Genomic DNA, 14,200 nt, shown 5'->3' with positions numbered 1-14,200 from the left:
CTTCCCACGGAGTCTGCATGTCCGACACTCTCATCCAGCCGGTGCTGGCGCACCTCGACGCGCGCCAGCCGCTGATCGCGCATTGGCTCAAGGCATTCCTGCGCATCCCCAGCGTCAGCGCCGACCCGGCCTTTGCCCCGCACATGGCGCGGGCGCGCGACTTCCTGTGCGAGCGGCTGCGCCGCGACGGGCTGCACAACGTGCAATTGCTGGAGGGCGGCGGCGAGCCGGCCGTCTACGGCGAGTGGCTGGGCGCGCCCGGCAAGCCCACGCTGCTGATCTACGGCCACTACGATGTGCAGCCGACCGACCCGCTGGAACTGTGGCGCACCCCGCCTTTCGAGCCGACCCAGGTCGGGGACCGGCTCTATGCGCGCGGCGCCTCCGACGTCAAGGGTTCGACCACGGTGGCGCTGGAGGTGGTGTTCGCCTTCCTGGCCACGCTGCGCAGTTGCCCGGTCAACATCAAGGTGTTCATCGAGGGCGAAGAGGAAACCGGCAGCCCCACGCTGCGCGCGCTGATCCAGCGCCACGGCGCCCTGCTGGCCGCCGACGCGGTGCTGTCGGCCGACGGCGGCCGCGCCAGCGCCCAGGTGCCGACCATCAACACCGGCGCGCGCGGCAACGCGGCGCTGGAGGTGCGGTTGCGCACGGCCGCCAAGGATCTGCATTCGGGGCGCTATGGCGGCGGCGTGCGCAATGCGCTGCACGACATGGCCGCGCTGCTGGCCACGCTGCATGCGGCCGATGGCCGCGTCGCGGTGGCCGGCTTCGACGACGACGCCGCGCCGCCCACGCCGCGCCAGCGCCAGGACACCGCCGCCTTTCCTTATGACGAGGCGGCGTTCTTCGACGACGTGGGCGCGACCAGCCATGGCGAGCCCGGCTACAGCCCGCGCGAGCGCATCACGCTGCGCCCGGCCCTGGACGTGAACGGCATGTGGGGCGGCTATACCGGCGCCGGCACCAAGACCATCATCGCCTGCGAGGCCTCGGCCAAGCTGACCGTGCGCGTGGTCGAAGGCCAGGACCCGGCGCGGGTGATCCGCGCGGTCCTGGCGCACCTGCGGGCGCACTGCCCGCCCGGCGCCGCGCTGGAGGTGGTGGCGATGCACGACGGCTCGCCGGCCTCGACGCTGGCGCCGGACCATCCGCTGGTGCGCGCGGCCCAGGCGGTGCTGCGGACCGAAGACGGCCGCGATCCGATCCATGTGCGGCTGGGGGCCTCCGTGCCGATCACGTCGGTGTTCAAGGAAACCCTCGGCATCGACACGCTGATGTTCGGCTTCAACCTGCCCGACGAGGACGTGCACGCGCCCAACGAGTTCTTCCGCATCGGCTCGATCCGCGAGGGCGTGCAGGCCTGGACGCGGCTGCTCGACGCGCTCGGCCAGTACCAGCCGGCGGCGTTCCGCGCCTGAGTGCGGCGGACGAGGCAGCGGCTCCAACAATTTTCGTATGCAATAAATGTTGCCAGCCCGGGATTTTGATAGACTGGCTGCCCATACAGTCTTTCCGCCCCGCGCTTCATGACCCAGGAAGTTCCCGCCGATCCCAGCGCCGACGATATCGCCAAGGCCATCGCCGCCGCCATCGTGGCGCACCGGCTGCCGCCCGGCACCCGCCTGCGCGAAGAGGCGCTGGCGCGCGTCTACAAGGTCAGCCGCACCAAGATCCGCGCGGCCCTGCTGATGCTGTCCAAGGACAAGCTCATCAACATCGTGCCCGACAAGGGCGCCTTCGTCAGCAAGCCCGACGCCAACGAGGCGCGCGAGGTCTACGCGGTGCGCCGCATCCTCGAGGCCGCGCTGGCGCGCGAGTTCGTCGCCCGCGCCACGGCGGCCGACTACCGCCGCATCGACGCCCACCTGGCCCAGGAGCGCGCCGCGGTCGAAAGCGGCGACGTGCAGGCCCGCAACCGCCTGCTGGGCGACTTCCACATCCTGCTGGCCGAGGCCGTCGGCAATTCGGTGCTGACCGGCATGCTGCGCGAGCTGTCGGCGCGCAGCGCCGTGATCACCGTGCTGTACCAGAGCTCGCACGATGCCAGTTGCTCATCGCGCGAGCATCACGCCTTCATCGAAGCGGCCCGCGCCGGCGACGTCGACCGCGCCTGCGCGCTGATGGACGAGCACCTGGAACACGTGCAGACGGCGCTCGATTTCAGCGAAAGCGACCGCGCGGGCGGCGACCTGGTCGCGGCGCTGTTGAGCTGACGCGGGGCCGCGCGGGGCGGTTTGACCCTGCGCAAGGTTTGATTCCGCTCAAGTAGCCGCCCTCTCCCGACCGATACAGTGTTACGTAACCGTCGCAAGTCGCGACGGCCGCTGCACAAACACGGGAGACACCATGTACAAGCACATTCTCATTCCCACGGACGGCTCGCAATTGTCCTCGGAAGCGCTGGTCGAAAGCCTTGATCTGGCCAAGTCGCTGGGCGCCAAGGCCACCATCCTCACCGTCGAGGAGCCCTTCCACGTCTTCGCCATGGGCGCGGCGCAAGTGGCCCACAGCCTGAGCGACTACCAGGGCCAGATCCGCGCCCAGGCCGAACGCCTCTTGAGCGCCGCCGCCACCCAGGCGCGCGAGGCCGGCGTGCCCTGCGAAACGCTGCGCGCCACCCACGAGGATCCCTACCAGGCCATCATCGACACCGCCCGCGAACGCCATTGCGACCTGATCGCCATGGCCTCGCACGGCCGGCGCGGCATGGCCGCCGTGGTGCTGGGCAGCCAGACGCAGAAGGTGCTGGCGCACTCCACCACGCCGGTGCTGGTGTATCGCAAGAAGGCCTGACACGTCCGGGCTCGGGCCGCCGCGGCGGTCGCCTTCCGCAGGCCGCCAGCGCCGGCCGCCCGGCCGCTCCGGCCCGCTCAGGCCGCCGGATGCAGCAGTTGCTCCATGCGATCCTGGATCCAGCGCTCGGTGGCCGTCGGCGTCCGGCCCTGCAGCCAGAGCGTGCGCACCGACAGCGGCGGCAGCGACAGGCCGACGCACGGCACATTGGCCAGGTCCTCGCGGTAGCCCTCGTACTCGGCGATGTTCAGCGGCAGAATGGCCCAGCCCAAGCCATCCACGGCCATGGCGGCGATGCTGTAGAAACTGTCTGAACGCCACGCCGACGGACTCATCACCACATCCTCCACCCCCTCCATCCGCATCACCAGTTGACGATGGCGCGCCAGGTCGTTGCGCGTGACTTCGGGCAACGCGGCCAGCGGATGGTCGCGCGCCACGAAGATGCCCTGTCCCACGTCGCCCAGGTAGCGATGGGCGAAGGCCGCGCCCGGATCGCCGCGATCGTAATGGAACGCCACGCTGGCGCGCCCCTGCGAGACATAGTCCGCCACTTCGGTGGCCGTGCCGTTCAACTGGGTCAGTTCCAGCGCGGGAAAGCGCGCCGAGACCTCCTTCACCAGCGCGCCCAGCACCCGATCGGGCAAGGCCTCGTCCAGCGCCAGGCTGAGGTGCGCGTCCTGCCCGGCCGCGAATGACCGCGCCCGCTGCTCCAGTCCCGCCGCCTGGCGCAACAGCTCGCGCGCCTCCTGCAACAGCACTTCACCGGCCCGGGTCAGCGTGGCATTGCGGCGCGAGCGGTCGAACAGCTCCACCCCCAGGTCCGCTTCCAGCAATCCCAGCGAGGTGCTGACGGCCGATTGCGCCCGGCCCACCTGGCGCGCCGCCGCCGAAAACGAGCCGGCGTCCGCCGCCGCCACGAAGTGCCGCAGTTGTTCCAGGGTCCAGTGCATGGTTGTCTCCGGTCGTGGCCAGGCAAGCCTTCAAAACGGTTGCCGGCCGCACGGGGCGACGGAGCCGCCACCGATACATCTATTTTATAGATGGATTCCAACTTCTTATCCATGCTTCATAGATTGAAAATATCCGGCGTTATAGGAGTCAATGCATGACGCAGCGCAATCCCTCCCCCGCTGTCGCCGCGCCCGCGCCGGGTCGCTGGCTGGTGCTGGCCATCGTTTCCAGCGCCCTATTGCTGATCGTGGTCGACATGACCGTGCTGTACACCGCCCTGCCTCGGCTCACGCACGAACTGGGCGTGACGGCCTCGTCCAAGCTCTGGATCGTCAACATCTACGCGCTGGTGGTGTCCGGCCTGCTGCTGGGCATGGGCACGCTGGGCGACCGCCTGGGCCACAAGCGCCTGTTCATGATGGGCCTGGCCGTGTTCGGCGCGGCCTCGCTGGCGGCGGCCTATTCGCCCAACCCCGCGGCGCTGATCGCGGCGCGCGCGGTGCTGGCGGTGGGTGCGGCCATGATGATGCCGGCGACGCTGTCGATCCTGCGCCTGACCTTCGCAGACGAGCGCGAGCGAGCCATCGCCATCGGCGTCTGGGCCTCGGTGGCCTCGGGCGGCGCGGCGCTCGGTCCGGTCATCGGCGGCATCCTGCTGGAGCACTTCTGGTGGGGCTCGGTGTTCCTGATCAACCTGCCGATCGTGCTGCTGGCGCTGCCGCTGGCGCGCCGCTACATCCCGGCCGGCCGGCCGGACCGCCAGCGCCCCTGGGACCTGGTCGGCTCGCTGCAGGTGATGGTCGGCCTGATCCTGACCGCCTATGCGCTCAAGGAGCTGGGCCGCGCCCAGCCGTCCTGGCTGGACGCCGCGCTGGCCTGCGCCGGCGGCGCCGCGATGCTGTTCATCTTCGCCCGGCGCCAGCGCGCGCGGCCCCATCCGCTGATCGACTTCGCCATCTTCCGCAACCGCAGCTTCAGTTCGGCGGTGGCCTCGGCGCTGTTCGCGGCGGCGGCGCTGCTCGGCATGGAGCTGGTGTTCAGCCAGCGCCTGCAACTGGTGCTGGGCATGTCGCCGATCCAGGCCGCGCTCTACATCCTGCCGCTGCCGCTGGCCGCGTTCATCGCCGGCCCGCTGGCCGGCTGGCTGCTGCCGAAGGTGGGCAGCGCGCGCCTGCTGTTCGTCTCGCTGCTGGTGTCCGGCCTGGGCATGGGCGGCTACCTGTTCAGCTACGACGGCGCGCTGGCGGCGCAGATCGCCAGCCTGTGCGTGCTGGGCGTGGGCATCGGCGCCACCATGACCGCCGCGTCCAGCACCATCATGCAGAGCGCCACGCCCGAGCGCGCCGGCATGGCCGCGTCGATCGAGGAAGTGTCGTATGAACTGGGCGGCGCGCTGGGCGTGACGCTGATGGGCTCGATCCTGTCGGGCGTCTACGCGCACACGCTGGACGTGCCCGCCGGCCTGCCGGCAGCCGGGGCCGGTGCGGCGCGCGACAGCCTGGACGAAGCGCTGGTGGTGGCCGAGGGCCTGTCCAGCGACACAGGCGCCGCGCTGGCGCGGCTGGCCCGCGACGCGTTCGACGCGGGCTACGCGGCGGTCATCGCCACCGCCACCGTGCTGCTGCTGGCCACCGCGTTGCTGGTGCTGGTGAACCGCTGGCGTGGCGGCGCCAAGGTGTCCGCCCCCGCGCCGCGCTGAGCCGCCGTTGCAGGCCCGGCCTGCGGGCGGTCATGCACCAGTGCGAAACGCGTTGGAAGGTCGCTGCACCCCGGGCCTGTCAATCACGAAAAGAAACGGCCACTAGGCCGCATCGCCCGGGCGCCGCGCCCCCACCAGGCTCAACACGTACTCCAGGAACGCGGCCTCGTCCGGCATGGCGCCGCCGCCCGCCGCGATGGCGTCGGCCACTTCCAGGTGGCTGTGCAGCCAGTACTGGATCAGCGCGCCGGTGGTGATCATGGCCTGCCCAGCCGGAATGTCGGCGCGCACGAAGCCGGCTTTCTGGGCCTGCGCGAAGACCGGCACGAACAGCCGGTTCAGGCGTTCGGAGCGCGCCCGGCGCTCGGCTTCCTGCGCCCCCATCACGCGCCAAAGCTGGAAGCGCAAAGCGGCCGGGTGCGTCTTCCAGTAGCGCAGATAGCTGCCCACCATGTCAGGCACCGTGCGCGCCGTGACGGGCTGGCGCGTGATCGGCTCGATCGCGGCCAGGAAATCCTCGGTGATGCATTCCCCCACCTTGGACCAGAGGCTTTCCTTGTCCTTGAAATGATGGTGGATCAGCCCGGGCGAGACCTTGGCTTCCTGCGCGATCAGCCGCATGGTCGAACCGTCGAAACCCAGGCGGGCGAACAGCGTCAGCGCCGATTCCAGGATCACGTCGCGGGCGTCGGGCGTCGTGTATTGCGAGCGCAGCTCTGTCATGCCGAGGGTCTCCATCGTTGCGGCAACCGGCATGTTACGGGCGCGAAACGCATTGATCAATTGACTGACCAAACGTTTAGTCAATAGAATTGCGACAAATTCTCATTAACCACCCTGGAGTTTGTCTTGCCCCCGTCACCCGCGCTCCCGCGCTGCCGCCTGTGCCGCCCCCTGCTGCTGGCGTTGTCGCTGACCCTGCCCCCGTTCTCAACGCGGGCGCAAACGCCTCCCGCAGCCGCCTCCGACGCTGCGTGGGCGTCGACGACGGCGTCGGAGGCCGCTTCCAACCCGCCCCGGGCCGGCGCCACCGAACTGCCCGCCGTCACCGTGACCGCGCGCCGGCGCGAGGAAAGCGCGCAGGACGTGCCCATCGGCATGACCGTGCTGAACGGCGAGCAATTGAGCGCCGACGCCGCGCCGCAGGCCGGCAACGCCGGCCTGGCGCGCTCGGCGCCCAACCTGGCGTTCACCGACACGGGCGGCCAGAATTCCAACGTCTTCACCATCCGGGGCGTGGGCTCGTTCGCGCCGCTGTCGCCGGACGACACCTCGGTGGTGATGTACGCCAACGACGTGCCGCGCTCGGTCTACGGCGCGCCGCCGACGCTGCTGGACGTGAACCGGGTCGAGGTGCTGCGCGGGCCGCAAGGCACGCTGTTCGGCCGCAACACGCAGGGCGGCGCCATCAACGTGATCGCCAACCAGCCGGTGTTCGACCGCGAATACACCATACGCGGCGAGATCGGCTCGCACGGTCACCGGCTGGGCGAACTGATCGCCAACGAGGCCCTGTCGGACACCGTGGCCGCGCGCCTGGCGCTGCGCTACACCACGGTGGACGGGACCACCCCCAACCTGGCTTCGGGCGGCAAGGACGGCTGGGCCGACGTGGGCGCGGCGCGCGCCACGGTGCTGTGGACGCCCGGCGCCAGCACCGTGGTGACGGTCACCGGATCGTACGACCAGCAGAAGGCCGCCGCGCCGCGCTTCGTGTGGCTGCAGAACCCGCGCTTTCCGCAGACCGCCTCGGATCCCGAGAACAAGATCGACTGGAAGGACAGCAGCGGCAGCGTCAAGGTCGAGCACGAGTTCGAGCACTTCACCCTGACCTCGCTGACCAGCTACCTGGATTCGCGCTCGCGCCAGGCCTTCGACCTGACCGACGGCCTGATCTATTCGGCGATGACCGGCCGGCCCGCGTCCGTGTACAACGTGCCCTACGCCGACTACGCCGACATCCGCTTCCAGGAACAGAGCTGGCAACAGGAATTGCGCCTGAGTTCGCCGGAAACCAGCGCACTGGGCTGGACCGTGGGCGCCAACTACTTCCACTCCAGCTTCCGCAACGACACCACCGCCAAGGCCTCGCCGGCGGCGTTCAACTTCCAGACCCAGAACGGCACCCAGGCCAACCGCATCAAGACCGACAGCGCCTCGCTGTTCGGCGAGGCCAGCGTGCCGCTGACGCCGAAACTGAAAGCCCTGGCCGGCCTGCGCTACACGCACGAGGCCAAGGACGCGCGCTACCGCTACACCGGCAACGGCAACCCCGCGGTGGTGGCCAACTTCCGCCAGCACGACACGCTGTCCGACAATTTCGTCACCGGCCGCACCGGCCTGTCGTATGACTGGAGCGACGCGCTGATGACTTACGCCACCGTGTCGCGCGGCTATGTCTCGGGCGGCTTTGCCGGCGTGTCCGTCAACACGCCGACCGGCAAGCCGGAAACGCCGTTCGAGGCCTCGACCAGTTGGACCTACGAACTGGGCTTCAAGTCGCAATGGTTCGACCGCCGCCTGGACCTGAACGGCTCGGTATTCCTGAACGAGGTCAAGCGCGGCCACCTGATCGTGTTCAACCCGTCCGCCCTGCTGTTCACGCCCGCCTCGCTCGATTACCGCAGCAAGGGCGCCGAACTGGACTTCGCGGCGCGCGTGCATCCCAACGTCAAGCTGATCGGCGGCGCCGGCTACACCCATGCCGAACTGGTCTCGGTGCCCGCCGGCAGCGCCACCGGCGCCCAGTCGGGCAACCGTGTGCCCAATGTGCCGCGCCTGACCGCCAATCTGGGCGTGGAAGTCGAGGCGCCGGCGCGACCGCTCGGCCTGCCCGGCCAGCTCAACGGCCAGATCGTCTGGCAGCACGTCGGCGCGCGCGCGGCCGACGTCAAGGAAAGCTTCGCCCTGCCCGCCTACGACGTGGTCAACCTGCGCGCCGGCTGGCGCGACGGGCCGCTGGAAATCTATGGCTTCGTCTACAACCTGTTCGACAAGCGATATCTGGTGGCGGGCCAGAGCTGGGGACCCACGGTCAGTTCTGTGCGGTTGGGACAGGAACGACTGGCGGGCGTCGGCATGAGCTGGAAGTTCTGACATGCGGACCAGCCAACCCGCCGCGCCCTGGGCGCGCCTGGCCGCCATCGCGGCCCTGTACGTGTCGCTTGGCGCGGTGCTCGGCTTCGTGCAGGGCGGCGTCGGCCCGATCATGCGCGGCAAGGGCCATGCGCTGACCTCGATGGCGCCGGTATTCGCGCTGTACCTGCCGTTCGGCGTGACCTTCCTGTGGGCCCCGCTGGTGGATCGCTGGCGCCTGCCCTGGCTGGGCCGGCGCAGCGGCTGGATCGTGGCGGCGCAGGGCCTGGCGGTGCTGCTGGTGGCCGCGATCGCGCTGGGCGGCGCGTTGCCGCTGGCGGCGCTGTTCGGGCTGGGCCTGGCCGCGACGCTGGCGGTGGCGACCATGGACGTGGCGCTGGACGCCTGGACGGTCGAGCATATTGCCGACGCCCATCGCGGCGCGGCATCGGCGGCCAAGGTCGGCGGCCTGTCGCTGGGCGCGGTGCTGGGCGGCGGCGTGCTGGTCGGCCTGTTTCCCCGACTGGGTTGGGAAGGCGCGCTGCTGTTGCTGGCCGCCCTGATGGCGTTCGCGACGCTGCCGGCCTGGCGCCTGCCCGACCACGCCGCGCCAGCGGCGGCGCGGCAGGCAAGGCCGGGCCTGCGGGCCGCCCTGCGGCAACCGGCCATGGCCGGGCGCCTGCTGCGCATCAGCCTGGTCACCTGCGCGCTGATGGCGCTGTTCAACCTGAACCGGCTGATGCTGGTGGACCTGGGCGTGCCGCTGGCCCGCATCGGCTGGGTGTTGGGCGTGGCCGCGCCGCTGGCCAACCTGGCGATGGCCCTGGCGCTGCCGGCGGCGCTGCGGCGCTGCGCCCCGCGGCCCTTGCTGTGGGCCTTGCTGGCGGCCACCGTGGCCGGCGCGCTGGCCATCGTCATGGCCTTGTACATCGGCCACGCCGACCTGGCCATCGCGGCCTCGATCGCGATCAGCGCCTGCGTCAGCGGCCTGTACATCGTCATGGGCGGCCTGATCCTGGGCTGGGCGGCGGGCGGCCAGGCCGCCACCGACTACGCGCTGCTGTACGGCCTGGGCCGCTTCGTCGGCACGCTGGCGCTGCTGGGCATGCCGGCATTGATCGCCCTCGTCGGCTGGCCTGCGTTCTATGCGCTGGCGGCCGCCTGCGCGGTGCTGGCCGTGGCCTGCTTCATGGCGGCGCTGCGAAAAACCTGATCCCTGTCGGCACAAAGGCGGCAAGCCCCGTAAACTTCCGGACATCCCATTGAGATAGATCATCGTACCCAGGGTATGGCTTCGGATAGGCTTATGCGAAATGTGAAAAACAAGTCCGCCCCCGACAAGGACAGCTATTTGTTCTCCGACCAGATTGGACACCTGCTGCGGCGCGTGTACCAACGGCATACCGCCCTGTTCCAGCAGTACATCCCCGACTCGCAGTTGACCGCGGCGCAGTTCGTCGTGCTGTGCTCGGTGCGCGACAACCAGGGCAGTTCGCTGGCGGATATCGTCAAGGCCACGGTCATCGACCAGGCCACGGTGCGCGGCGTGGTGGACCGGCTCAAGCAGCGCGAGCTGGTGCGGGTCGACCACGACCCGCACGACCGCCGCAAGGTGGTGATCAACCTGACCCCGGTGGGCCAGGAGCTGGTGCGAAAAATGGAACCCTTCGCCCTGCAGATCACCGAAAGCACCTATGGCACGCTCAATCCCGCCGAGCGCGTGGCGCTGGAATTCCTGCTGCGCAAGATGATCGAGGGCGACGCCGGGGAATGAGGCGTCCGGGCTTCCGGCGTCCGGGCGTCCGGCGTCCGGGCTTCCGGCGTGCGAGCGGCACGCGTCCTCCCGGATGCGCGCCGCCCTTCTGACGGATCAGTCCAGCGCGCGGTTGCGCGACTCGACGTCGACCGCCCGGATCGACAGCGCCGCGGCCAGCAGCATGGCCGCCAGCACCGCAAGCGCCAGCGTGAAGTGGGTGGCCATGATGGGCGCGATGATGGCCGGCGCGAACAGCCCGCCGAAACGCGCCACCGCGCCCGCCAGCCCCATGCCGCTGGCGCGCAGGTCGGTCGGATAGACCTCGGGCGTGAACGCATACAGCGCGCCCCAGGTGCCCAGCAGCGCGAAGCTCATGAGCAGCGTCGAGCCGACCACCAGGAAGCTGGAGGTGCCCAGGCTGTACAGCATGCAGCCCACCGCGCTCAGGATCAGGAAGCCGACCAGCGTGGGCTTGCGGCCCCAGCGCTCCACCCCGTAGGCCGACAGCGCGAAGCCCGGCAACTGCACCAGCGCCAGCAGCACCAGGAATTCCTGGCCGCGCATGAAGGCGAAGCCCTGGCTGCTGAGCTTGATCGGCAGGTAGACGAACACGCCGTAGTAGGCGATGGAGATCAGCGCCCAGGCCAGGCACAGCGCGATGCTGCGGCGGCGCAGCGCGTTCGAGAACAGCGCTGACAGCGGCTTGCGCTCATGCAGTTCCGGCTTGAGCTCGGGGATGTCGGTCGGACGTCCGTTGACGCGGGCCACGCGTTCGAGCACCTTGCGCGCCTGCCCCGACTTGCCGTTGCGGTTCAGGTACATCGGCGACTCGGGGATGTAGAAGCGCAGCACCACGCCGATCAGCGCCGGCAGGCCGGTGACGAAGAAGATCACGCGCCAGGCATCGTCGCCCCACGACAGCGCGGCCAGGGCCAGCAGCGCCAGGCAGATGGTGCCCAGGGCCCAGAACGATTCCAGCAGCACCAGCCAGCGGCCGCGGCGTTCGCTCGGCAGGAACTCGGCCATCATGGTGTAGTCCACCGGCAGCGTGCCGCCGACACCGATGCCGGTGACAAAGCGCAGCAACAGCAGCCAGGCGAAGTCCGGCGCGAAGGCCGAGGCCACGCCGGCGCAGGCGTCGATGACCACGGCCATCATCAGCACCGGGCGGCGGCCGATGCGGTCGGCCAGCCGGCCAAACGCGAAGGCGCCGATCAGCATGCCGACGAAGAACGCGGTGCCGGTCTGCAAGGCCTCGGGCACCGGAATGCCGAAGGTGCGGGCGATCGAAGGCGCGCTGAAGCCGATCGACAGCACCTGCATGGCGTCGGCCAGCCAGACCAGCCCGAAAATCATGAACAGCCGGTACTGGAACTTGCCGACGCCGGCGGTCTTGATGCCTTGTTCCACCGTGATGAATGAAGCTGACATATGCGTGATTCCCTTTGTGTGCCGCGCGCGGGATCCGCGCCTGGAAAGGCGTCGGGCCCCGGTTCGGTGCATGGCCGGCTTCGCGGATGCGAAGGTCGACCGCGCCCCTCGGCGCCGGACAGGCGTCGATGGAAAACCGATGCGCGCGATGTTGTGTCGCGAGGCGCGGCCGGACCCGCCATGGGCCGATCCGCTGCCCCGTCTTCCCCTTACTGCTGCTGCGCGTGCTGGCGCAGCCTGCCTATGGTCGTCGTGTCAACTGGCCAAGCCTCTTCCTCCGGCGCGAACCGCGCGCGCAAATAGTCGATCAAATCGCCGATCTGCCTGTCATCCAGGCTGTTGCCGAACGCCGGCATGTAGCCCAGGGCATCGTCGGCCGGGGCCTGGATGCCGTGGAGGATCACCTGGATCAGGTTGTCCGGCGATGCGGCGTGCAGATTGGTGTTCTGGCCCAGCAGGGGCTTGACCCCGAACAGGGTCGGCCCGCTGCCGGCTTCATGGCAGACGGCGCAGGCGTTCTGGTAGATGCGTTCGCCGCTGGCGCGGCGCAGCGTGATGGCCTCGCTGACGGCCGCGGGCGCGGGGACCGCGTTGATGGTGGCGGCGGCGGTTGCGGTCGTGACCGCCGGGGCGGCAACGACGCTGGCCGACGTGGCGGCGCTTGCCGTGGCCGTGGTCGTAGCCGTGGCCGTGGCCGTGGCCGTCGCGCGCGCCGCCGACGGCGTCCGCCCTGGCACCGCCATCAGATAGGTGACGATGGCCTTCAGGTCGCTGGCCGGCAGTTCGGCCAGCCCATGGATCACGGGCGCCATGGGGCCCGCGGCCACGCCATGGCGCGGCGAATAGCCGGTGCGCAGATACTGGAACAGTTCCTCGCCCGACCAGGCCCGCTCGCCCGTGGCCAGACGGTTCAGCGCAGGCGCGTTCCAGCCCTCGGCCTGGCCGCCGGCCAGGTAGGCCAGGCCGCCCTTCTCCGCGCCCAGCGCGTTGCGCGGCGAATGGCAGGCGGCGCAATGGCCCACGCCTTCCACCAGATACGCGCCGCGATTCCATTCGGCGTCCTGCGAGGGATCCGGCGTGAATGGCTTGGGATCGTGGAACAGCAGGTTCCAGCCGGCCAGCAGCGGCCGCAGGTTGAACGGAAAGCCCAGCTCGGTGCGCGGCGGCGTCGCGGCCACCGCGGGCTGCGACATCAGGTAGCCGTACAGCGCCTGCAGGTCGGCGTCGCTGAGCTTGGCATAGGCCGTGTACGGAAACGCCGGATACAACTGGCGGCCGTCCTGGTGGATGCCCTGGCGCATGGCGCGTTCAAAGGCCGCGTATGACCAGCGGCCGATGCCGGTCTGCGCATCCGGGGTGATATTGGTGGAATAGATGACGCCGAACGGCGTCTCCAGCGCCAGGCCGCCGGCGTTGCGCGCGCCGCCCGGCGCGGTGTGGCAGGCCACGCAGTCGCCGGCCGCCGCCACCAGCCGGCCGCGCTCGATTGCCTGCGCCGAATACAGGGAGGCGTCGGGTCCCGCGGTCAGCGGCAGCGCCGACTTCAGCGGCCACAACGCGGTGGCCATGGCCGCCAGTCCGGCCGCGCCGGCCGCCAGCCAGCCCCAGCCCCGGCGCAATGCGCCCTTCCCGCCGGCCGCGCGCCGGTCCGCCAGCGCCAGCCGTAGTTGGCCGGCGTCGAACGGCGCCTGCCGCAGGCGCACGCCGGTGGCGTCCTGGATGGCGTTGGCGATGGCGGCGGCGGCGGGCAGCGTCAGCACGCCATCCACGTCCAGCCGTCCTTCGCGCAACGGGCCGGGCACGTCCGGCGCCGCGATGGCGACCGCATCCAGGCCCGCGGCCGACGGCATCGGTTCGGCGCCGCGCCAATCGTCGAACGCCGCCGGGCCGGCAATGAGACGGCGGGCATCGGCCAGCCGCTCGGGTTGCTGGCGCGTGATGGCCAGCCGCGTGGTCGCGCCTTGCGCCGCGCGCAGGTCCTGGCTGTCGTGGCCGGCGACGACGCGCGTCACCTCGATGCGCCCGGTGGCGGGCTGGATCGCCACGTCGGCCACCCAGGCGCTCCAGACCATCTGCGCCGAACCATCCTCGGCCTCGCAGCGGACCTGCGCCGTGGCCAGGCCGGTGCCGCGCAGCAGGCCGTCTGCGGCCGACGTGGCCTCCTGCGCCGTGGCCGCCTGCGCCTGTTCCACCACCTGGCGCGCCAGTTCGCGGCCGCGATCATCGACCATGTGCCGCAGCCGCCAGCCCACCGGATCCTCGCCCGCCGCCAGCGCCCGCTCGTGCCACAGGCTTTCGCCGGCGAACACCTGGGCCGCGTTCAATTCGTCGATGCTGGCGTGCGGCAGATCCCGCGATGCCGCAGGCGCCAGCACCGGGCTGTCGCCCTGCACCGTGGCCTGGCCGCAGGCCTGGGCGTGACCGGGCCGCGCCAGCAGGCGCGCCAGGCTGGGGCGCACGGCCCAGGGGTGGCGCGAACGCAGCGCCGG

General features: G+C 70.5%; 11 protein-coding genes. 7 read left to right on the top strand and 4 right to left on the bottom strand.

Annotated elements, in window-relative coordinates; all coding sequences use genetic code 11:
• Positions 1-17 precede the first annotated feature (17 nt).
• The 3 genes from HV783_RS23545 to HV783_RS23535 all read left to right on the top strand — a co-directional run bounded on the left by HV783_RS23545 (position 18) and on the right by HV783_RS23535 (position 2,796).
• Positions 18-1,421 (top strand): dipeptidase, encoded by a 1,404-nt coding sequence (locus HV783_RS23545; protein ID WP_175189975.1) that lies wholly within the window; start codon positions 18-20, stop codon positions 1,419-1,421.
• A 108-nt stretch (positions 1,422-1,529) separates the two neighbouring features.
• Entirely contained in the window at positions 1,530-2,216 is a 687-nt protein-coding gene (locus HV783_RS23540) for a GntR family transcriptional regulator (RefSeq protein ID WP_054502386.1), read from the top strand.
• Positions 2,217-2,349: 133 nt separating this feature from the next.
• Complete coding sequence (locus HV783_RS23535; RefSeq protein WP_175189974.1) at positions 2,350-2,796, top strand: universal stress protein; 447 nt, start codon at positions 2,350-2,352, stop codon at positions 2,794-2,796.
• A 77-nt stretch (positions 2,797-2,873) separates the two neighbouring features.
• Here HV783_RS23535 and HV783_RS23530 read toward each other — a convergent pair whose 3' ends face one another.
• Positions 2,874-3,749 carry a LysR family transcriptional regulator gene (locus tag HV783_RS23530; RefSeq protein ID WP_144657715.1) on the bottom strand — a complete coding sequence of 292 codons (876 nt, stop codon included), beginning with the start codon at positions 3,747-3,749 and terminating at the stop codon, positions 2,874-2,876.
• Between the two features lie 155 nt (positions 3,750-3,904).
• On the opposite strand from HV783_RS23530, the gene HV783_RS23525 reads away from it, so the two are divergent.
• Positions 3,905-5,449, top strand: coding sequence for an MFS transporter (locus HV783_RS23525; RefSeq protein ID WP_054502384.1), 1,545 nt, complete (start codon positions 3,905-3,907; stop codon positions 5,447-5,449).
• Between the two features lie 102 nt (positions 5,450-5,551).
• Here HV783_RS23525 and HV783_RS23520 read toward each other — a convergent pair whose 3' ends face one another.
• Positions 5,552-6,172: a TetR/AcrR family transcriptional regulator gene (locus HV783_RS23520; protein ID WP_054415957.1), complete on the bottom strand. Its 621-nt coding sequence runs from the start codon at positions 6,170-6,172 to the stop codon at positions 5,552-5,554.
• A gap of 126 nt (positions 6,173-6,298) precedes the next feature.
• Here HV783_RS23520 and HV783_RS23515 point away from each other — a divergent pair, with 126 nt between their 5' ends.
• The 3 genes from HV783_RS23515 to HV783_RS23505 all read left to right on the top strand — a co-directional run bounded on the left by HV783_RS23515 (position 6,299) and on the right by HV783_RS23505 (position 10,298).
• On the top strand, positions 6,299-8,545 hold the full coding sequence (locus tag HV783_RS23515) for a TonB-dependent receptor (RefSeq protein ID WP_175189973.1): 2,247 nt from the start codon (positions 6,299-6,301) through the stop codon (positions 8,543-8,545).
• A gap of 1 nt (position 8,546) precedes the next feature.
• Positions 8,547-9,737, top strand: a complete 1,191-nt coding sequence (locus HV783_RS23510) for an MFS transporter (RefSeq protein WP_175189972.1) — start codon at positions 8,547-8,549, stop codon at positions 9,735-9,737.
• A 93-nt stretch (positions 9,738-9,830) separates the two neighbouring features.
• Positions 9,831-10,298: a MarR family winged helix-turn-helix transcriptional regulator gene (locus HV783_RS23505; RefSeq protein ID WP_026384857.1), complete on the top strand. Its 468-nt coding sequence runs from the start codon at positions 9,831-9,833 to the stop codon at positions 10,296-10,298.
• 96 nt (positions 10,299-10,394) lie between these two features.
• On the opposite strand, the gene HV783_RS23500 is transcribed toward HV783_RS23505, so the two are convergent.
• Entirely contained in the window at positions 10,395-11,711 is a 1,317-nt protein-coding gene (locus HV783_RS23500; RefSeq protein ID WP_006385090.1) for an MFS transporter, read from the bottom strand.
• A 209-nt stretch (positions 11,712-11,920) separates the two neighbouring features.
• The coding region (locus HV783_RS23495; RefSeq protein ID WP_175189971.1) for a c-type cytochrome at positions 11,921-14,200 on the bottom strand (2,280 nt) is incomplete at its 5' end.

The sequence above is a fragment of the Achromobacter dolens genome (genome assembly GCF_902859745.1).
Lineage (GTDB): Bacteria > Pseudomonadota > Gammaproteobacteria > Burkholderiales > Burkholderiaceae_B > Achromobacter > Achromobacter dolens.
This window is presented reverse-complemented; position numbering and strand designations above follow the sequence as displayed.